At 49.9% G+C, this 19894-nt stretch carries 16 protein-coding genes and 2 tRNA genes; 13 read left to right on the top strand and 5 right to left on the bottom strand.

Annotated elements, in window-relative coordinates; genetic code table 11:
• The first annotated feature begins 20 nt into the window (after nucleotides 1–20).
• From ACXAH4_RS09125 to ACXAH4_RS09090, 8 genes are all read left to right on the top strand, one after another.
• Nucleotides 21–96, top strand: a tRNA-Glu gene (locus tag ACXAH4_RS09125).
• A 262-nt stretch (nucleotides 97–358) separates the two neighbouring features.
• Nucleotides 359–434, top strand: a tRNA-Glu gene (locus tag ACXAH4_RS09120).
• 177 nt (nucleotides 435–611) lie between these two features.
• Nucleotides 612–1667 (top strand): tetratricopeptide repeat protein, encoded by a 1056-nt coding sequence (locus ACXAH4_RS09115; protein ID WP_474845383.1) that lies wholly within the window; start codon nucleotides 612–614, stop codon nucleotides 1665–1667.
• Between the two features lie 169 nt (nucleotides 1668–1836).
• Nucleotides 1837–2745 (top strand): M14 family metallopeptidase, encoded by a 909-nt coding sequence (locus ACXAH4_RS09110; RefSeq protein ID WP_474845385.1) that lies wholly within the window; start codon nucleotides 1837–1839, stop codon nucleotides 2743–2745.
• Nucleotides 2746–2835: 90 nt separating this feature from the next.
• On the top strand, nucleotides 2836–2994 hold the full coding sequence (locus ACXAH4_RS09105; RefSeq protein ID WP_474845387.1) for a hypothetical protein: 159 nt from the start codon (nucleotides 2836–2838) through the stop codon (nucleotides 2992–2994).
• Between the two features lie 145 nt (nucleotides 2995–3139).
• On the top strand, nucleotides 3140–4090 hold the full coding sequence (gene dusC, locus ACXAH4_RS09100) for a tRNA dihydrouridine(16) synthase DusC (protein WP_474845389.1): 951 nt from the start codon (nucleotides 3140–3142) through the stop codon (nucleotides 4088–4090).
• 118 nt (nucleotides 4091–4208) lie between these two features.
• The gene (locus tag ACXAH4_RS09095) at nucleotides 4209–5630 is read left to right on the top strand and encodes an amidohydrolase (protein ID WP_474881592.1); all 1422 of its coding nucleotides are present in this window, start codon (nucleotides 4209–4211) and stop codon (nucleotides 5628–5630) included.
• Nucleotides 5627–6904 (top strand): amidohydrolase family protein, encoded by a 1278-nt coding sequence (locus tag ACXAH4_RS09090; protein WP_474845391.1) that lies wholly within the window; start codon nucleotides 5627–5629, stop codon nucleotides 6902–6904. The genes ACXAH4_RS09095 and ACXAH4_RS09090 overlap by 4 nt, the downstream gene beginning before the upstream one ends.
• 54 nt (nucleotides 6905–6958) lie before the next feature.
• Here the strand turns inward: ACXAH4_RS09090 and ACXAH4_RS09085 are convergent, their stop codons facing one another.
• Nucleotides 6959–7627, bottom strand: coding sequence for an arylesterase (locus ACXAH4_RS09085; protein ID WP_442858458.1), 669 nt, complete (start codon nucleotides 7625–7627; stop codon nucleotides 6959–6961).
• A gap of 22 nt (nucleotides 7628–7649) precedes the next feature.
• On the opposite strand from ACXAH4_RS09085, the gene ACXAH4_RS09080 reads away from it, so the two are divergent.
• From ACXAH4_RS09080 to ACXAH4_RS09065, 4 genes are all read left to right on the top strand, one after another.
• Complete coding sequence (locus ACXAH4_RS09080) at nucleotides 7650–8345, top strand: ABC transporter ATP-binding protein (protein WP_474845393.1); 696 nt, start codon at nucleotides 7650–7652, stop codon at nucleotides 8343–8345.
• A 1-nt stretch (nucleotide 8346) separates the two neighbouring features.
• Complete coding sequence (locus tag ACXAH4_RS09075; RefSeq protein WP_474845395.1) at nucleotides 8347–10872, top strand: ABC transporter permease; 2526 nt, start codon at nucleotides 8347–8349, stop codon at nucleotides 10870–10872.
• A 348-nt stretch (nucleotides 10873–11220) separates the two neighbouring features.
• Nucleotides 11221–12279, top strand: a complete 1059-nt coding sequence (locus ACXAH4_RS09070; protein ID WP_474845397.1) for an efflux RND transporter periplasmic adaptor subunit — start codon at nucleotides 11221–11223, stop codon at nucleotides 12277–12279.
• Entirely contained in the window at nucleotides 12279–15407 is a 3129-nt protein-coding gene (locus ACXAH4_RS09065; protein WP_474881584.1) for an efflux RND transporter permease subunit, read from the top strand. The genes ACXAH4_RS09070 and ACXAH4_RS09065 overlap by 1 nt, the downstream gene beginning before the upstream one ends.
• A 10-nt stretch (nucleotides 15408–15417) precedes the next feature.
• Here ACXAH4_RS09065 and ACXAH4_RS09060 read toward each other — a convergent pair whose 3' ends face one another.
• From ACXAH4_RS09060 to ACXAH4_RS09050, 3 genes are all read right to left on the bottom strand, one after another.
• Nucleotides 15418–16167 (bottom strand): BUD32 family EKC/KEOPS complex subunit, encoded by a 750-nt coding sequence (locus tag ACXAH4_RS09060; RefSeq protein ID WP_474881582.1) that lies wholly within the window; start codon nucleotides 16165–16167, stop codon nucleotides 15418–15420.
• Between the two features lie 102 nt (nucleotides 16168–16269).
• The gene (locus ACXAH4_RS09055; protein WP_474845403.1) at nucleotides 16270–16689 is read right to left on the bottom strand and encodes a MarR family winged helix-turn-helix transcriptional regulator; all 420 of its coding nucleotides are present in this window, start codon (nucleotides 16687–16689) and stop codon (nucleotides 16270–16272) included.
• Nucleotides 16690–16832: 143 nt separating this feature from the next.
• Nucleotides 16833–17855 (bottom strand): 1-aminocyclopropane-1-carboxylate deaminase, encoded by a 1023-nt coding sequence (locus ACXAH4_RS09050; protein ID WP_119500878.1) that lies wholly within the window; start codon nucleotides 17853–17855, stop codon nucleotides 16833–16835.
• Between the two features lie 163 nt (nucleotides 17856–18018).
• Here ACXAH4_RS09050 and ACXAH4_RS09045 point away from each other — a divergent pair, with 163 nt between their 5' ends.
• Complete coding sequence (locus ACXAH4_RS09045) at nucleotides 18019–18579, top strand: helix-turn-helix domain-containing protein (protein WP_474845405.1); 561 nt, start codon at nucleotides 18019–18021, stop codon at nucleotides 18577–18579.
• Between the two features lie 35 nt (nucleotides 18580–18614).
• On the opposite strand, the gene ACXAH4_RS09040 is transcribed toward ACXAH4_RS09045, so the two are convergent.
• Nucleotides 18615–19805 carry a DUF547 domain-containing protein gene (locus ACXAH4_RS09040; RefSeq protein ID WP_474881581.1) on the bottom strand — a complete coding sequence of 397 codons (1191 nt, stop codon included), beginning with the start codon at nucleotides 19803–19805 and terminating at the stop codon, nucleotides 18615–18617.
• Nucleotides 19806–19894 lie beyond the last annotated feature (89 nt).

The following is a 19894-nucleotide window of genomic DNA, read 5'->3' as shown; positions in this document are numbered from 1 at the left end:
CTTCGCAAGACAAAATTTCTGTCCCCTTCGTCTAGAGGCCTAGGACACCGCCCTTTCACGGCGGTAACAGGGGTTCGAATCCCCTAGGGGACGCCATTTATATCGCGTCACAGTCGATTGAAACTGTGAGATAGGCCGGAGTTGTTGTTTGTAGCTTGCATCAGTGAGTTACACTTAAACATATTCAGGACTTGAAAGTTCAGTAAGAGGAATAAGGTCGCTCATCTCGCGGGCTCGATTCGCCTTACTGAAAATCTCGGAAGCTTGCTTCCGAACCTAGGATAAGGCTGCTCTCACGATAAATCGTGAATCGCCTTACAGAAATTTAGCGAAGCATGCTTCGCAAGACAAAATTTCTGTCCCCTTCGTCTAGAGGCCTAGGACACCGCCCTTTCACGGCGGTAACAGGGGTTCGAATCCCCTAGGGGACGCCATATAAGAAAGACCAGCAATTGCTGGTCTTTTTTTTTTCCTTAAATTTACCTGCCTGAATTCTTCTGCGGAAACTGCACCGGTGATCCTGCCATCATCACAAATTGTTACTTTTTCACATACTTTCCATCCTTTAATATTGCTAGTCTGATAGTTGATTAATAAAAGGAATTATCGCTATGCAAGGAACGCTTTTCATAAAACGTTTGTCGACGGTCGCGCTTTGTGTGAGTGCGCTTACTTTTCCGGTTATTGCCAGTGCAGACACCCTGATTTCCGATGATGCACTGGACGCCTGGTTTAAGGAAGGTAAGTACGGCCAGGTCATCGCGACGCTGAAAGATGAAAAGAATAAGTCGGCAGAGCGTTTTTCTACTTACATCTCTGCACTGATGAAAACCGATCTGGATGACGCAGAAAAGGCAGCGGAAGATTTTATCAGTGCCTATCCGGAAAATTACCGTGTGTACATGCTCCATGCGAGTGTGATGGGCGCACAGGCAGGAGAGAGTATTTTTTCAGCATTAGGCTATGCCAAAAAAGCCCGTAAGAGTCTGGAGAAAGCTATTGAAGTGGCACCTGACGAAATCCGCACTTATCAGGCTCTTTTCCAGTATCACCTTTTTGTTCCATCCATAGCCGGTGGCGATATGGACACGGCAAAATCACTGGTGGCTGATATAGCAGCACTTGACCCTGATGAAGGACAGATTGCTGAAGCAAAATATTTGCTGGCCGGTGATAAAAAAGAAGAAGGCATTTCGCTTCTTAATAAGCTAATGGAAAAACCTGAAACCCGGGTTTATGCCAGATACGTGCTGGGCGATCAATATATGAGTGATGAAGCTTACCCGCAGGCTTTTGATACCTTGCAGCCTTTGCTGACGCTACGCCTGGAGGCCGCTTCTGTAGAAGATGAGTCTGCATGGGAGGCATACAGCGAGGATCGGTTTAATCAGTTATACGGTCTTTATCGCCTGGGGCAAACAGCGGTGCAGTCTGGTGAATATACCGGTACCGGCATTCAGGCGCTGGAGACTTACCTGAGCGAATTGCCCGAAGCCGGTATCGATACAGATGGCTTGCCTTCTCTGAACTGGGCGAATCTCCGGCTGGCTGAATTGTATCTGCATGATAATAATAAGGAGCAGGCAAAACTTACCCTTCAGCGTATCAGCGGCAAAGAAGATGAACGCTTCAGTAAACTGCTTAAGAAACTGCAGAAAAAAGTCTGACTGTTATTTCAGGCTGCCAGCCCGCCACAGGATGCGTGCCTGGGAATTCTCTGCCGGGCCGGATAACGTGATAAAGTGCATATTCATCTGACTCGCGATAACAGCAACTTTAAATGCCGTGGTATCGTGTCAGTCAGAACATTGTTGTTAACAGAAACAAAGGTTGGATATGCAAGATTACCCTATTGGTACCCCCGGAACGCCCTGGTCAGACACAGAGAAAAAACAGTGGCTGGATGCCCAGTCTGTTAAACGTAGCTATAAAGAAGAAGTGATTGACCGGTTGCCCGCGGTACCTGAGAATTATGAAATCACACAGTTTGGTGCATTACCTTACGACGAGTCCCGCTATCCGCTTTACGTCATCAAACCAAAGTTATTCGTTAAATCCCTACCAACCGTACTTATTACTGGTGGTGTTCATGGTTATGAAACCAGCGGCGTACAGGGAGCACTGAAGTTTGCCACAGACCATCTGGCTGAGTGGCAGGACAAATGTAACTTCGTAATTGCACCTTGTGTCAGCCCATGGGGTTACGAAACGATTAACCGCTGGGATCCCCTTGCCGTTGATCCTAACCGCAGTTTCCGCGCGGATTCTCCGGCACCTGAAGCAGCCATGCTGAAAGCGATGGTTGATGCCATTGAAGAGCCGGTTCATATGCACATCGATTTACACGAAACCACTGATACTGATAACTCCGAGTTCCGGCCGGCCCTGGGTGCGCGGGATGGTATCACTCAGGACGTCTGGGAGATCCCGGATGGTTTTTATCTGGTTGCTGACAGCGGGAAGGTTGAGCTGGATTTTCAGAAAGCGGTCATCGAAAAAGTGCGGGGCGTTACACACATCGCACCTGCAGATGAAAATGACAAAATCATCGGCGCTGAGGTGCTTTACGATGGTGTGATCAGCTATGACAAGAAATCCCTGTTTCTGTGCGGAGGCCTGACTGATGCGCCATACGTTACGACAACCGAGGTTTATCCCGACAGTCCATCAGCCTCTGATGAAATATGCAATGATGCTCAGGTTGCAGCCATCATAGGCGGTCTGGAATATATTTTGGCCGGTTAAGAACAAAACATTCTTTGTTTACACTTCCGGACGTTTGAAAGTATAGACGTCTAAATGTATAGTGTGCTTCCTGACTCAGCGAGGCACATTATGTATACTTTCAAAGCACTGATTTACGACGGCAACCGCCAGCGCATCGTTTCTCGCGATTGCGATACCAAAGCTGAGTTCGAACAGTACCTGACCCGTGAGTTCGGATGCTACGTGTGTTTGTGGATTGCTCAGGACGTGAAAAACATCGCCAGTTAACCGGCGAACCTCGCAGTATCATCACTTCATATTGTATTACCCCTTACTCAACGGCTTTCATTTCATCTGTGGCAGGATGATTCGCTGCCTTTTCTCTGCTAAACTTCGCGCCCGTTTCTAAACCATACCGGCACAGTGTAAACACATGAGAATCTTACTTGCTCCCATGGAAGGGGTCGTTGACCATCTGATGAGAGACATGCTTACCCGCGTGGGTGGCTTTGATTTGTGTGTGACCGAATTCGTGCGGGTGGTCGATCAAAAGTTACCGCATAAAACCTTTTATAAGCTTTGTCCTGAGTTGCATAACGGCAGCGTGACACCGTCTGGTGTACCGGTAAGGGTTCAGTTACTGGGCCAACACCCTGAGTGGCTGGCAGAAAATGCGCAAACAGCAGTAGAGCTGGGTTCCCCCGGTGTGGATCTGAACTTCGGATGTCCGGCAAAAACCGTGAACAAAAGCAAGGGCGGGGCAGTGTTGCTGAAAGAAACGGAAACCCTTTACAACATTGTCAAAGCGGTACGGGACGCCGTGCCGGCAAATCAGCCTGTCACGGCGAAAATCCGGCTGGGTTTTGAAGATAAATCTCTGGCCATTGAAAATGCCATTGCTATAACAGAGGCAGGCGCGGACCAGCTTGTCGTGCATGCCCGCACTAAAACCGAGGGTTACAAGCCTCCTGCTTACTGGGACTGGATTGCTAAAATTCGCGCTCACACCAATATTCCACTGGTTGCTAACGGTGAAATCTGGCATGCCGGTGATGCACTGCGCTGTCAGGAGCAATCCGGCTGTACTGATTTGATGCTGGGGCGCGGCGCACTGGCCATGCCGAATCTGGCGCGGACTATCCGCGGCGAGCAGGCGGTTATGCGCTGGGAAGAAGTGGCGGATTTATTGATTCATTATTCCGGTTATGAGATTTACGGCGATAAGGGACGGTACTATCCCAACCGTATTAAGCAATGGTGTGGTTATCTTAAGCGTCAGTATCCGCAAGCGGAAATCCTGTTTAATGATATCCGTAAATTGCAAAAAGCGGATGAAATTGTCGCTGTACTGCGTCGTCAGTCCTCGCATAGCAGCGTCGCTTAATCTCACCGTATATTGTTTGTTTTCCCGCAATTGTCTAGGTTATTAGTGGGGAGGGCTTTTCGACAGAAACAGCCGCAATACTCATACTAAAAACGTAAACAATAAAAAAACGGAAAACATCATGAAACACACACCAACAAAGCTGGCCTTAGCGCTGGCTTGTCTGTGTTCCACTGTTTTAGTCGCTTGTTCCGATAAGCCGGCTGAAAAGGGAGAGCAGGCGCCTCATGTGTCAATCAATACCGATCCTTATCCCGGCACTTACACACCCATAGCCGGAAAGCCCACAGTCATTACCAACGTCACCATCCTCGATGGTGTGGGTAACCGCATTGAAAACAGCATGATTTATTTTGCTGACGGGAAAATTGTAGCGACAGGTGAAACCGTTGAATACCCCGCTGATGCGGTTGTTATCGACGGTGACGGAAAGTGGGTTACTCCCGGCATTATCGACAACCACAGCCACCTTGGTGTTTATCCGTCTCCGTCGGTGGGTTCTACGTCTGACGGAAACGAAATGACGAAGCCGGTAACTCCCGGCGTATGGGCTGAGCATTCCGTATGGCCACAGGATCCCGGTTTCGGCCGCGCTCTGGCGGGTGGTGTCACCTCGCTGCAAATACTGCCCGGCTCAGCGAATTTATTTGGCGGCCGTTCAGTGGTACTGAAGAACGTACCAAGCCGGACTATGCAGGATATGAAATTTCCGGATGCCCCCTACGGGATGAAAATGGCCTGCGGTGAAAATCCGAAACGTGTGTATGGTCAGAAAGGCGGCCCGATGACCCGTATGGGCAATGTTAAAGGCTATCGTCAGGCGTGGTCTGACGCCCAGGCTTATATGCGTGAATGGGACAAATATGAAGCGGATTACGATGCAGGGAAAGATCCCAAGGCCCCGAAACGGGATCTGGATTTAGAAACCATGGCCGGCGTGCTTAATGGTGACATTCTTGTGCATATGCATTGCTATCGCGCTGATGAAATGACGGTCATGATGGACATGATGAAGGAATTTAACTATCAGATTTCCTCATTCCACCATGCTGTTGAAGGCTACAAAATTGCCGACAAGCTGGCAGAAAACAATGTGTGTGCCTCCATGTGGGCCGACTGGTGGGGCTTCAAGCTGGAAGCTTATGACGGGATCCGTGAAAACATTCCGGTGGTACACGCTGCGAAAGCCTGTGCCATTGTACACAGTGACGACGAACTCGGCATTCAGCGCTTAAATCAGGAAGCGGCCAAAGCCTGGTCTGACGGTAAACGTGCCGGCATGGATATCTCTATGGCCGATGCGTGGCAATGGCTGAGCGCCAACCCGGCAAAATCACTGGGAATTTTTGATAAAACCGGCTCTCTGGAAGCAGGAAAAAATGCCGACCTTGTTTTATGGACAGGGAATCCTTTCTCGACTTACACCAAAGCTGAACAGGTCTATATCGACGGTGGTAAGGCTTACGATCTGAAGAGCCCGGACAGCTGGCCGTTAAGCGATTTTGAAGTGGGTCAGGTCGGTGAAGGAGATGTAAAATGAAGCGCTTATTATCACTTGCTGTTGCCGCAGCACTCAGTACCGGTGTAATGGCTGAGAATATCGCCATTACAGGGGGGAAAGTACTTACCCAGACAGCACAGGGCACGGTTGAAAACGGCACTGTATTGATTAAAGACGGTAAAATTGAAAAAGTGACAGCCGGCGGCAACGTGCCGGCAGGCTATACCCGTGTGGATGCCAGCGGAAAAGTTGTTACGCCGGGTTTTGTCGGTGCGTTGACATCTCTTGGCCTTGTTGAAGTGTCGTCCTGGGCGGGCGAGGTGGATTCTTCTGCCGGAGCAACGCCTGTCAGCACAACCGGTGCGGCTCTGGATGTCACATACGCGATTAATCCTGACTCCACGCTTATCGACGTAAGCCGTATTGAAGGGGTAACCTCAGCGGCAACGACGGTACAGTACACTGACATGTTATTCCATGGCCAGGGTGCGGTGATCAGTCTTGACGACAACGCAGAGATATTAAAAAACAAAGCCTTTATGGTGGTGAACGTGGACGGTAATTCAGCCGACAGCCACGGCGGCTCAAGGGCTGCATTGTGGGTGACACTGGAAGCGCTGTTTGATGAAGTCAGCAGCACGAAGTCCGTGCCTTCACTGACCTCAAGCTGGGACGGTATTAACGCCCGTGCAGATATCAAAGCGCTCAAAGGTGTTGTCAGCGGTGATGTACCGTTATTCATCGAAGCCGACCGTGCAGCAGATATCCGCCAGGTGCTGGCGTTTAAAAAGCGTCACCCGGCCATGCATCTTGTGTTACTGCATGGAGTGGAAGCCTGGCGTGTTGCTGATGAACTGGCTGAAGCCGGCGTGCCGGTTATTCTTGACCCGCAGCTGAACTTACCGGGTAACTTTGAACAGTTAGGTGCAACGTTACATAACGCGGCAAGACTGGAAGAAGCCGGTGTGAAAGTCGCTATAGGTATGGAAACTCACAATATCCGTCTGGCTGCCCAGCATGCCGGGAATGCTGTTGCCAACGGCCTCAGTTATGAAGGTGGTATCGCCAGTCTTACTTCAGTCCCTGCCGCGATTCTGGGTGTGGACGGTCAGGTTGGTTCACTTGCTCCTGGCAAACGTGCCGATGTGGTGATCTGGAGTGGTGATCCCCTTGAAGTAACAGAAGTGGCAGAGCAGGTCTATATTGAAGGCGAAGCCATTGAAATGTCTTCCCGTCAAACCAAACTTCGTGACCGCTACATGAAACTGACAGAACAACCTGAAGGCGTGACTTCACATTATGTGAAGCCGTAAAGATGTAAAACAAAAAAGAGGATGCCGGGCATCCTCTTTTTTGAACTGGCGGGCTCAGCTCCTGTTCAGAATGAGCGGAGCGAGTTGCTGAGCCATAAACTGTGCAATCATTGGCTGGGCTTCTGCATTAGGATGAATGCCGTCGTTTTGCATTAGTGATTTATCCAGCGCTACCTGTTGCAGGAAAAACGGGATTAAATTTATGTCATTTTCTTCTGCCACCGCATCAAATGCATTGGCGAACATTTGTGTGTAACGACGCCCGTAATTGGTAGGAATTTCCATATCCTGTATGAATACAGTAGCCCCGGACGCTTTTGCCAGCTTAACCATTTCGTTCAGATTGGATTTCGTCTTTGTGACCGGATGACCTTGTAATCCGTCATTACCACCCAATTCTATAAGTACATGTGTTGGCTGATGTTGTTCCAGCAATCTGGGAAGTCTGGCCAGGCCGCCGTCTGTGGTTTCTCCGCTTATCGCGGCGTTTATTACATCGATCTGATGCTGTTCGTCATTCCAGATATTTTGTAACAAACTAACCCAGCCTTCCTGTTGCTTTAAACCATAGCCTGCACTTAGGCTATCACCCAGGACTAACAGTTTGAAATGCGGTGATGTTTGCTGATTTTCTGACGCAGCGTGCAGATGATCTGAAACCACCAACAGCTGTAAAAATAAAAGAGCCCATGCAAAAGCAAAGCGGCGGTATCGTTGTAACAAAAACACGGCAGTGACAACTCCTATGATTAGCACCCGAAATATTACGAAAACAGTATCTACGAGTGAAGGTGAGCTTCAGATCCTTCAATCAATTTCATTCGAAGTCAAGGCAGGTGAGTCTGTTGCCATTGTCGGCGCGTCTGGTTCCGGCAAATCCACTTTACTGAGTCTGCTGGCCGGGCTGGATGAAGTGAGCAGCGGAGAAATCCATCTCGACGGCGCTCCCCTTCATACCATGAACGAAGAGGCGCGGGCACAGCTGAGGGGAGAGAAAGTCGGGTTTATTTTCCAGAGCTTTATGCTGGTGCAAAGTCTGACAGCCATCGAGAACGTCATGCTGCCTGCGGAGATTTCAGGGCTAAGTGATGCGAAAGGCCGCGCGAAGAAAATTCTGGAACAGGTGGGCTTGTCCCACAGAGCCCATCATTACCCTAATCAGCTGTCCGGCGGCGAGCAACAACGGGTTGCTATCGCAAGAGCGTTTATCGGTCAGCCAAAAATCCTCTTTGCCGATGAGCCTACAGGTAATCTCGATGCTGCCAACAGTGAAAAAATTGAGCAGCTTTTATTTCAGATGAACCGTGAACTGGGCACGACACTGGTGCTGGTTACCCATGATAACGAGCTGGCACTACGTTGCTCACGACAGCTGACGATGCAGGCGGGGGAACTGACTGAAACCACGGTATCATCCGGTCCTGTCGCTGAGGAAGCCTGATATGGGGATGGCATTTAATTTAGCGTGGCGTTTATTTAAGCATGAGGCCCGGCGGGGTGAACTTACCATTATCCTGCTCGCTATTGTGTTATCAGTGGCGTCGGTGTTGTCTCTGTCGTTGTTCAGTGAGCGCCTTCAGGGCGCACTTACCGAGCGCTCCGCCAGCTTTATGGCTGCAGACAGTCAGTTACGCGCCTCTCAACCGGTGGATCCGGCCTGGATTGCACAGGCGCAAACAGACGGACTGGGCACTGCGACACAGGTCGCCACGCGCTCTATGGCATTCGGTGAAGAGCAGATGTCACTGGTGGACTTGCGTGCCGTAGACGGACACTATCCGTTAAAGGGTGAAATTCTGGTGACGGACTCGCCTTTCGGAGAAGCGAAGCCGGCTACAGGTTTGCCCCAACCCGGCGAAGCGTGGATAGATTCGCGGTTATTTCAACTGCTGGATGTTGAGCCCGGAGGAACCGTTTATGTGGGCGACGCCGCATTTACAGTAACAAATGTGCTGTCTGAAATTCCTGATGCCGGTTTCAGCATTTTCTCAACCGACCCCATCGTATTAATCCGTGAAGCCGATTTACCGGCTGCAAATATCACCGGCCCCGGCAGCCGGGTGACGTACAAAGCCTATTTTACCGGTGATACGTCACAACTAGACACGTTCTATGAGTGGCTGCGTCCGCAGCTTGATGATGAAATTCACCGCTGGCAGTCTGTCGAAGATGATGAATCCCCGGTCGGCCGCTCGGTGAAGCGTGCCGAACGTTATTTCCTGCTCGCCAGTCTGCTTGCCATCATTCTGGCTGCGGTGTCGATTGCCGTTGCCGCCCAGCGATACAGTCAGCGTCATTTTGACCCTGTAGCCATTATGAAAACACTGGGCGCCAGCAAAACCACAATACGCCGCATTTACACTATGCAAATTTGTTTTATCACCCTGGTAGGCATCGTGATTGGTATTACTGCAGGCGTTATTATTCAGCAGATAGTGGTGACGGCGCTGGCTGATCAGGTAGATGTATCTCTGGATGTGTGGCACTGGCGACCGGTGCTGATTGCTGTATTTACCGGTGTGGTTTGTGCGCTCCTGTTTTCACTGTATCCCTTACTGCGCTTATTTTCAGTGCCTCCGCTGCGGGTACTGCGCCGCGATGTTGGCGCCGGAATGAGCTCAAAATCCCTGCAGTTTTTGGCTGCGGGTGGTGCAATTTTTTTACTGATGTGGACGTACAGCCAGGACTTGAAAATCAGTGCCATTCTGTTTGTATCCGGCATTGCGCTGGTCGCCGGTTTGCTGCTTGTTACGCTGGGTCTTATCCGTGTGGGGCGCAAACTGGGCAGCGGCAGCATGGGGCCGTGGCAGCTGGCGTGGGCCCGTATCCGCAGGCGCTCCATGGATAACAGTGTGCAACTTATCAGTTTCTCCGTGACCTTATTGTTGTTGCTGGTGGTGCTGGTCATGCGCAATGATATGGTCGCGCAATGGCGGGCACAGTTGCCAGAGGGCACGCCTAATTATTTTCTGATCAATATTACCCAAAGTCAGAAACCTCAGTTGCAATCGCATTTTGAGCAGGCGGATGTGGAAGCTTCTGACTTTTATCCCGTTGTACGCGGGCGGTTCGTTGCGGTGAATGATGACCGTGTGAATACGGAAGTCTCGAAAGAAGACAGGGAAGGTCCCCGTGAGGGCAGGGACGGTTTGGGCCGTGAAGCGAATCTGACATGGAGTAACACCCTGCAATTTGGCAATGAAATCGTTGCCGGTGAGTGGCAGGGTAATGCGACGTCTGCGCCGGAGGACGGGATTTATCCTGTATCTGTAGAAGAGGAAGTGGCTGGCAGGCTGGATATCCGGCTCAATGATGTGCTGACATTTAATATCGGCAGTGAAGAGGTGCAGGCGCGGGTAACCAGTTTACGAAAAGTCGACTGGCAAACTATGCAACCCAATTTCTTCTTTGTCTTGTCACCCGAAGCGATGGCGGCGTTTTCACCAACCTATATCACCAGTTTCTTCCTGCCACCGGAAAGAAAGCCGGAACTGACAGAGTTGCTGAAGCCATTCCCGTCCGCCACGTTGTTCGACGTGGATGCCCGTATCAATCAGTTGCGGGATATTGTTGACCAGGTCTCACTGGCCGTTGAGTTTATCCTGATTCTGGTGCTGGCTGCCGGCGCACTGGTGCTGATAGCACAGGTCCAGGCATCCATGGACGAGCGTCAGCAGGAACTGGCTATACTTCGTACTCTGGGAGCGAAAGGCTCGCTGATCCGCCTGAGCGTGGTATATGAATTTGTCATCATCGGCGTCGTGGCCGGGTTTATGGCCGCACTTGCCAATGAGCTCAGTCTCTATTTACTGCAAACACAAATTTTTCAGATGGAAGCATCGTTGCATCCGGAGTTTTGGGTGATTGCTCCGGTGACCGGAGCGATTGTTGTGGGCGTATTGGGGGCACTGGGCTGCTGGCGTTTGCTGTCATTAAATACCACAGCGTTGCTTCGTAAAATGGTGTAACGAGGCTATTGAATTTATTGCGGTACAAAATAGCTGTACCGGCGGTATAAACCGGTTCAGAGAAGAGTGTGTCACTCTCTGAACCGGCTCATTTCCTGATATTTTCCAGTGACTTTCCCGCCAGCTGGCAGGTTTCAGGTATTCATCTTTTCTGCACAGCGCTTTTTTATTTCGTTACAAAATTTACAACAACTCTTTACGTTGCCTGTGATAACTTACGCAATATCGCTGCCGGTCGTTCTGACAATCCGTTCTCCGGCCTGAAAATAATTGCTTCGCAGTGACCACAATCATTACGTTCAACAAAATAAAAATGACACCCAGCCTGACAAAGGATTTCATCTGACAATGAATAAATCATCTGTTTTCGCACTCCTGTTTATTCTTCTTATATGTGCATGGATGGTCTCCGGACTTTTTTCATCAGAGCCCGAAGAGCAAGATCAGACTCAAAGTGAGAGCCAGCCATTTTCTGTGGAAGTGACGGTTTCTGAAGCGCAGGTTACACCAGTTTCGCTGGTGGTTCAGGGGCAAACCGTGCCGGAACGCCTGCTGGAAATTAAAGCCCAGACTGCAGGGCGAATTGAGCAGATTTCGGTAACCGAAGGCGACTCTGTGCGAAAGGGTGATACCTTACTGACCATTGATATGGAAGACAGACTTATTCAGCTTGAGCAGCAGGAAGCCTTGTACGAAGCCCGTAAGAAAACCTATAAGCGTTTATCGCAACTGGCTGATAAGCAGTATCAAAGTGAATCAGAGCTCGACACCGCTCTGGCAAATGTAAAAGCGTCTGAAGCCGCCATTGCGAACATCCGTTCAGATATTAATTTTGTGCGTCCTGTGGCGCCTTTTGACGGCGAAGTCCAGAGCTTGTCTGCAGAAAGCGGCGATGTGGTAAGTATCGGCGATCCGATGCTGGAGCTGGTGGATAACTCGGTACTGGTGGTTGAGATCCAAATCGCACAACAACGGGTGAATGAAGTTAAAAAAGGGCTGCAGGCAGATATTAAGCTTGCCACCGGCGAGCAGGTATCAGGCAAAGTCCGCTTCATTGCGCCTTATGCCAGCAGTGAATCCCGTACCTATCTTGCTGAAATCGGTATACCCAATCCTGACGGAAAACTGAAATCCGGGTCCAGCGCCACAGTTACCCTGCATGTCAATGAAGTGAAGGCCCATTATGTATCGCCGGCTACCTTCACGCTGGATGCCGACGGACGGATTGGCGTGAAGTCGGTTGGTAATGACAACAAAGTGGCGTTTCATCAGGTCTCGTTACTGCAATCTGACAATGAAGGGGCCTGGGTAACCGGCTTGCCTGATACCGTACGTCTTATCACCACAGGGCAGGGCTTTGTGGATGCCGGTAATGTGGTGACGCCTGTTGAGAAGGCGGCCCGATAATGAATGGAATTATCGATGCGGCATTTGCCCGCACCCGTACTGTAGCGCTGGTCTTTTTTGTTTTAACCATTGCCGGCGCCAGCGCTTACTTTGCTATTCCGAAAGAGTCTGAACCGGACATTACGATTCCGTTTATCTATGTTTCAGTGGTGTACGACGGTATTGCGCCGGAAGACAGCGAACGCTTGCTGGTACGGCCGTTGGAGAAAGAGCTTCAATCCATTGAAGGCCTGAAAGAAATGAAAGGTACGGCCATTCAGGGCTTCGCCTCGGTGGTGATGGAGTTTGAAGCCGGCTTTGACGCCGATCAGGCATTACTTGATGTCAGGGAAAAAGTCGATCTGGCCAAAGCCGAGTTGCCTCCCGGCAGCGAAGAGCCCAGAGTTACCGAAGTGAACCTGTCACTCTTCCCGGTGCTGACTGTCATGCTGTCCGGCGACATTCCTGAACGCACACTGGTGAATATTGCCCGCCGTCTGCAGGATGAAATTGAAGCTTTATCCGGTGTACTGGAAGTGGATATTGCCGGTGATAGGGAAGAATTACTTGAAGTCATTATCGACCCGGTTGCGCTGGAAACGTATAACCTGTCTTTTCCCGATGTGCTGAATTTTGTCAGTCAGAATAATCAGCTGGTGGCTGCCGGGGCTATTGATGCCAGTGCCGGCCGGATGGTGTTTAAAGTGCCGGGCGTAATTGAAACCATGCAGGATTTGGCTACCTTGCCGGTGAAAAAAGTCGGAAACACCATCGTCACCTTCGATGATGTCGCCACAATTCGCCGTACCTTCAAAGATCCCACCAGCTTCGCCCGCTTGCGGGGTGAAAAAGCCATTGCTCTTGAAGTATCAAAGCGAAGCGGCGCAAATATTATCGAAACCATTGCGGACGTACGCAATCTTGTGGAACTGGCGAGAACTCAGTGGCCGGATACCATCAAAGTAGACTATCTGCAGGACAAATCCGGTGAAATTAAGAGCATGCTGGGTGATCTCGAAAACAACGTGCTGACCGCCATTATTCTGGTGATGATAGTGATTGTTTTTGCCCTGGGTATACGGCCGAGCATCCTGGTTGGCATGGCTATTCCCGGTTCATTTCTGGCGGCCATGACGGTGATATTTTTCTTCGGCATGACCATGAATATGATTGTGCTGTTCAGCCTGATTCTGGTGGTGGGTATGCTGGTTGACGGCGCCATTGTTACCATCGAGCTGGCAGACCGGAAAATTGCTGAAGGCGAGCCGCCGAAAACCGCTTTCGCCACCGCCTCCAAACGCATGGCGTGGCCTATCATTGCTTCAACCATCACCACGCTGACCGTATTCTTCCCGTTGCTGGTGTGGCCTGGCCTGGTGGGGGAGTTTATGAGCTTCCTGCCGCTGACCGTCATCATCACATTAACCGCTTCGTTATTTATGGCGCTGATATTTATTCCGGTACTTGGCGGTGTGATTACCCGTAAAGTCAGCGTCGATACCCAGTCTGATACGGTGAAATTTATCCGCATGGCGGAGAAGGGCAACCTGGATGATATTCAGGGATGGCTGGGCCGCTATCTGCGATTTTTAAAGAACATTGTAAATCATCCCGGCAAGTCCACCCTGGCGGCACTGGGTATTATGTTCATGACCTTTGTGCTTTACGGTTTCTTTGGCCGTGGCGTGTTGTTCTTCCCGGACATTGAACCTGAATATCTGCAAATTCAGGTGCAGGCACGGGGTGATTTATCTATTTATGAACGCGACAAACTGGTTAAGAAAGTCGAGACGTTTTTGTTGCAGCAGGACAATCTCGACTCGGTGTACGCCCGCACAATTGGCGGCGGTGGTGGCAACGAGTCGGAAATGCCGGAAGACGTTATCGGCGTTATCCAGCTTGAATTAAGCGACTGGGAAACCCGTCCGCCGGCGTCAGAAATCATGGCTGATATCCGTGAATATGTTGAAACCATCCCCGGCATCAAAGTACAGGTACGGTTGCCCGACATGGGGCCGTCCTCCGGTAAACCGGTGGAAATTGTCCTCAGCGGGATCAGTAATGACAGTCTGATTGAAGGCACGGAACATATTCTTGCCCTAATGGAAAAAACAGGTGGTTTTGTTGATGTTGAAGACTCCCGGCCTCTGCCCAGTGTGGAGTGGCGTTTAAACGTGGACAGAGAGCTGGCGGCGCAGTACAACGTGGATGTCACCCTGCTGGGGAATGTGGTGAAGTTAATCACCAATGGCGCCATGCTGGCGGAGTACCGCCCGGATGATGCCGAGGAAGAAGTCGAAATTCGTCTGCGCTTCCCGGAAACCTTCCGCAATATTGAACAGCTCTATCAACTTCGTATTCCTTCTGCCAACGGCTCTGTGCCCATTGGTAACTTCGTGACTATTGAGCCTGCACCCAAAACCGGGCGGATAAACCGTCTTGATGGTGCACGAACATATACAATTAAAGCTGAAATTGCGGAAGGTGAGTTGCTGGATCAGAAGCTGAAGCAGATGCGTGAAAAGCTTATCGAATCGCCGTTACCTGCTGACGTTATGTTGTCGTTTAAGGGCGAGGATGAAGACACCCAGGAGTCAATGACATTCCTGAGTAATGCTTTTATCGGATCGATTTTCCTGATGCTGATCATTCTGGTGACCCAGTTCAACAGCTTCTATCAGGCCTTTGTGGTCTTGAGCGCAATTATCTTTTCAACAGCAGGCGTGTTAATTGGCCTGATGGTCACGTCGCAACCCTTCGTGGTGGTTATGAGTGGTATCGGCACCATTGCCCTTGCAGGCATAGTGGTAAACAACAACATCGTTTTAATCGACACCTATAATGCGCTCAAGAGTGAGGGCATGGACGCCAAGGAAGCCATTTTACGCACGGCAGCGCAGCGTGCCAGACCGGTACTGCTGACGTCTGTTACCACCATTCTGGGCTTATTGCCCATGGTGTTTGCGCTGACCATTGATATTGTCGGCCGGAACATTTCTGTGGGAGCACCATCAGCGCAGTGGTGGACAGTGTTGTCGAGTACCATCGCCGGTGGTCTGACATTTGCGACCCTGCTCACACTGCTGCTGACACCGGCACTGTTAATGTTGGGAGAGAAAATAAAATCCCTGACCTCAGCCAGGGATTAGAGCAACGCCGTTACCAGAACTTTTCAAGGATGTTCTGAACAATGTTAAGGCTCATAACGTGTGCAGCAAAGGCCTGCACACGTACCTGCATTCTGTGAACAGGATAGCCGCGAAACACCCACCACTTGCGGGTCGCATTATAGCGGGTCAGAAATTGCTTTTTATGCGCCGGTAGCGGTGTGGTTCCGTAACGCTCCCAGGCTTTATATGCCCCGGTGATATCTGCATAACGCATAAATTTCTGCAACCATAATGGGAAACGTTGCCAGCGCAAGCTCGACTGAAAATCAATAATGGCGGGCTTTCCCTGCTCATCAATAAGAATGTTCCCCATGTTCCGTAAGTCCAGATGAACCCGTCCGGCCTCATGCATCCGGTGAATAATTTTTTCCAGTTCCAGGCAAAATGCCGGTGACAAACGGTTTCCCTCAGCACCGTAATCTTTCAGTGTTTGCCCGGCAATATGGCTGTAAGCAATGGTACATTCTCCCGGCCGGAAGCAGAGCGGTGTAATGCCCGGTATGTGTTGTAATGCTGTAATGGCATTGAACTCCTGGCGAACTGATAAACGGCCTATGGTTTTTCTGATAAGCCAGTGCCGCGAAGAAAAGTCTTTGATGATGAGTTGATAATGTTCGTCCTGATATAAATAAACGATAGCGTTAGCAAAGCGTCCTTCATGCAAAACGGACAGGCTGCCGGCAGAAAATGTGTGGCCGGGTGTGTGTGCTGACAGAGCACGAAGAATTGCCTGAATCATGTTGAGTGTGTGTTTTTGGTTGACCAGGCAAGTATTTTATCGCTTGTGGTTGCCCAGGCAACTAAATAGAGATTGTAAGCGGATAAGTGCGATAACTGTCAGTTAGTGACACAAATTATGCTGACAACGGGTGAGCATGCTGAAAAATTGCTCCCTTTCAGATTCTGAAAAATCTTTCAGTGCGACATCGTAAATGGCATTAATTTTAGGCGTAGTAAGCGGGAACAGCTGTTCGCCTTTTGCGGTGAGGGCCAGTTTAAATGCGCGGCCGTCGTGAGGGCAGGGTTTACGGCGGATAAGCGCCTTTTCTTCCATACGGCTTAAAATCCGGCTCATCGCACCTTTATCATGATGCATCGCTTCACAGAGTTTTGCCAGCGTATCGGCTCTGCCTTCAGCGATCAGCTTGATAACAGCAAATTGTGAACCGGTAAGGTCAAATTCTTTCAGAGCCTCGTCCAGTCTGCTCATCATCTGATTTCTGACCAGTGCGATTTGTTTGCCGAATTCACCCGCAGCCACAGCCGTTACTCCGTTATGTAAAATATTAAAGACACCGGCAGACTAAACAGGTTCACATCGGGGTGCAAGGCTTTTGATTTTTATACAAAAGCCTTTCGCTGGCCGGTGGCAATATTCCGGCGGATCAGATGCTGCTCTCAGCTTCAGCCATCTTTGTAGTGATAGCTGTAGCCGTTCAGGGCAGGGGCACCGCCAAGGTGAGCATAAAGTACCTTTGAGCCTTCAGGGAAGAAACCTTTTTTAGTCAGGTCGATTAGTCCCTGCATCGATTTTCCTTCATATACCGGGTCGGTGATCATGGCTTCGGTTTTAGCTGCCAGACGTATTGCTTCATTGGTTTCTTCTGACGGAACACCGTAAGCGGGATAGGCATAGTCAGGGTTGATAACAATTTCGTCTTCACGTACTTTGCGGCCAAGGCCCACCAGATCAGCCGTTTTATCAACAATGCTGGTTACCTGATCCCGTGTCTGCTGCAGAGTGCCTGAAGCATCAATGCCAATTACGGTATCTGCCCGGTCGTGATTTGCAAAGCCTACAATCATGCCGCCCTGGGTAGAACCGGTCACCACACACACCACAATATAATCGAACTTAAAGCCCAGCTCTTTTTCCTGAGCAATCACCTCTTCGGCAAAGCCGATATAGCCTAAAGCACCGTATTTATGTACCGATGCACCGGCCGGAATTGCATAGGGTTTGCCGCCTGCATCTTTTACTGACTGAATCGCTTTATTCCAGCTGTCACGAATGCCGATATCAAAGCCGTCGTCCACAAGGCGGCTGTCAGCCCCCATCAGGCGGGTCATCTGAATATTACCCACGCGGTCATAAACAGCGTCGTAGTGGGGCACCCATTTCTCCTGCACAACCACGCATTTCATGCCGATTTTGGCAGCCGTCGCAGCTACCATACGGGTATGGTTAGATTGCACACCACCAATTGAAACCAGTGTATCGGCACCGCTCGCAATGGCGTCCGGTACAATATATTCCAGTTTTCTTAGCTTATTACCACCCATTGCCAGACCTGAATTACAGTCTTCCCGTTTAGCATAGATATCTACTTTTCCTCCCAGGGCTTCAGTCAGCCTGGGCAAATATTCGATTGGCGTCACGCCGAATGTCAGCGGGTAGCGCTCAAAATTACTGATCAATGATTTCATAATCCGGTTTCCTGTTCTTACCGGTACCCGTATTTATTCTTCGGGCAGTCCGGCAGGTGGTTTGTCAGGACAAGCAACAGACTTTGTCCTTTTTGTGCGTTATACTGCACAACATAAAACAAACATAACACCGTGCGTTATAGCGCACAAATAGTTTTTTGCTATGGCTGAACAAGAATTTAAGCAACATATCGCGTTACACCTTAAAACTCTGCGAAAAGACAGAGGACTCAGTCTGGATGCTCTGGCAAAGTTGTCCGGAGTCTCTAAGGCGATGCTGGGACAAATAGAACGTCAGGAATCCAGTCCCACCATTTCAACTCTCTGGAAGATTGCCAGCGGCCTGGATGCATCGTTTTCTGCCTTTTTTGCTTCCGGACCGGATGACAGAGAAAACAGTGATAACTTTCCCCGGGATCCGGACATGAAAGTGAAAGCCATTTTTCCCTATTCAGCAGATACGCGGATAGAAGTCATGGAAGTATGTTTGCTGAATTTTCATGAACAACAGTCTGATCCCCATGCGCCGGGGGTGATTGAACACGTTTATGTGACAGAAGGGGCGTTATCGTTGCATGTGGACGGGGCGTGGCATGATTTAAAGTGTGGTGGCAGCTTGCGTTTTCATGCCGATCAGCCGCATGTTTATAAATCCACAGCGCAAACAACCCGTTTTCAAAATATTATCTGCTATCAGGCAGGTAAATCGTCCGGCAAAGACTAAGCTGAGTAGCGTCTTTGCCGGGCGGGAGTGCTGAATCAGTTATTTTGCTTTTTATCTTCAGATGCCTCTTCTTCATCCAGATCCGTCACTTCAACACGACCCATGCTGACTTCATGTTTGGTACGCAGTTTCTGCAGAATTTCCAGTTGTGCTTCTGAAAAACGGAAGTTAACAGGCGTTTTCATTGCGTTGTCTTCAGCGAGGTAGTTTTGAATTGCTACCGTGTCGCCAAAGGCCTCGCCGGGTTGAGTCGCTACTACGGCATCCAGCATGGCCGCCCCGTTGGTTGCAGCCGACCGGCCGTATTTTCTACCTTCGCCAATCAGCGCTGCCAGTGTCCAGTCTTCCATTTCGAATTCGACGTCGTCGCGGTTTGCGTATTCATCAAACATGTCACCCTGCAGATAGTCCATTAAATGGCTGACCAGTTTGGCCTGATCGTTGTCAAAGAAAGGCATATTGCGCTCGTATAATGCCGACACTTCGCCGTCAAAATATGTGCCGCGGTTTGAGTTAATAAATTCACCGGCATTGTCTTCCAGCTTCCGCCATACTGTTTTTCCGGTGTAAGCAGTATTTCTGAGGCTCGGGCCACCAATATTGCCTTGCCAGAGACCATAAATAATCAGAGGATTACCAAAGTACTTTTCTTTGAGGATCGTAAACTGAATGTCGTCCAGGCTTAACGGAACACCGGCGACGTTAAGTAGTTTTTGCGCCATGATCGAGTCGCCATCACCGTAATCGAGCACCCGCAGTAAATTATGCTTCGGATACACTTTCATCATTTCATCCAGCAGGGTGAAATTGTAAAGATTCAGCCAGTATGCCAGTTGTTCATTTTTGTTCAGCAGACGTAATGGCACTTCAGCGGGCAGCATTTCAAGGCTTGCGCGAATGTCAGAGATAAATTCAGCTATCAGATCTTTTTCACTTGCGCCTTTAAAATAGAACCTGTTACCTTCAAGCGCCGTCAGTCTGTTGATGCGGGTTTTTAATCTGGTACCGACACCTGCATCCGGACGTGGTGCTTTTTCCCGCGTGGACCAGCCACTTACTGTTACATAAGATGAGAGCAGCGCATTCAAATCATCATAGGCCACTTCCAGACTAGAATTGGGGTCATCGCCGCGAAATGGCTCAGGAATATTTTCTTCACCGGCAACAGACAGGGGAGATGTGCCTGCGAGCAGCAAAATCAGCAAGGTGTTGATTGTTTTTTTCATAGTTACATCCTTTTTACTAATTTGGAGTGATAACTATTTACCTCCGGGGCCGGACTGTCAATGCAGTTGCACGATTAATAACCGGATGT

It is taken from the genome of Alteromonas sp. ABV2_168 (genome assembly GCF_056161165.1).
This window is presented reverse-complemented; position numbering and strand designations above follow the sequence as displayed.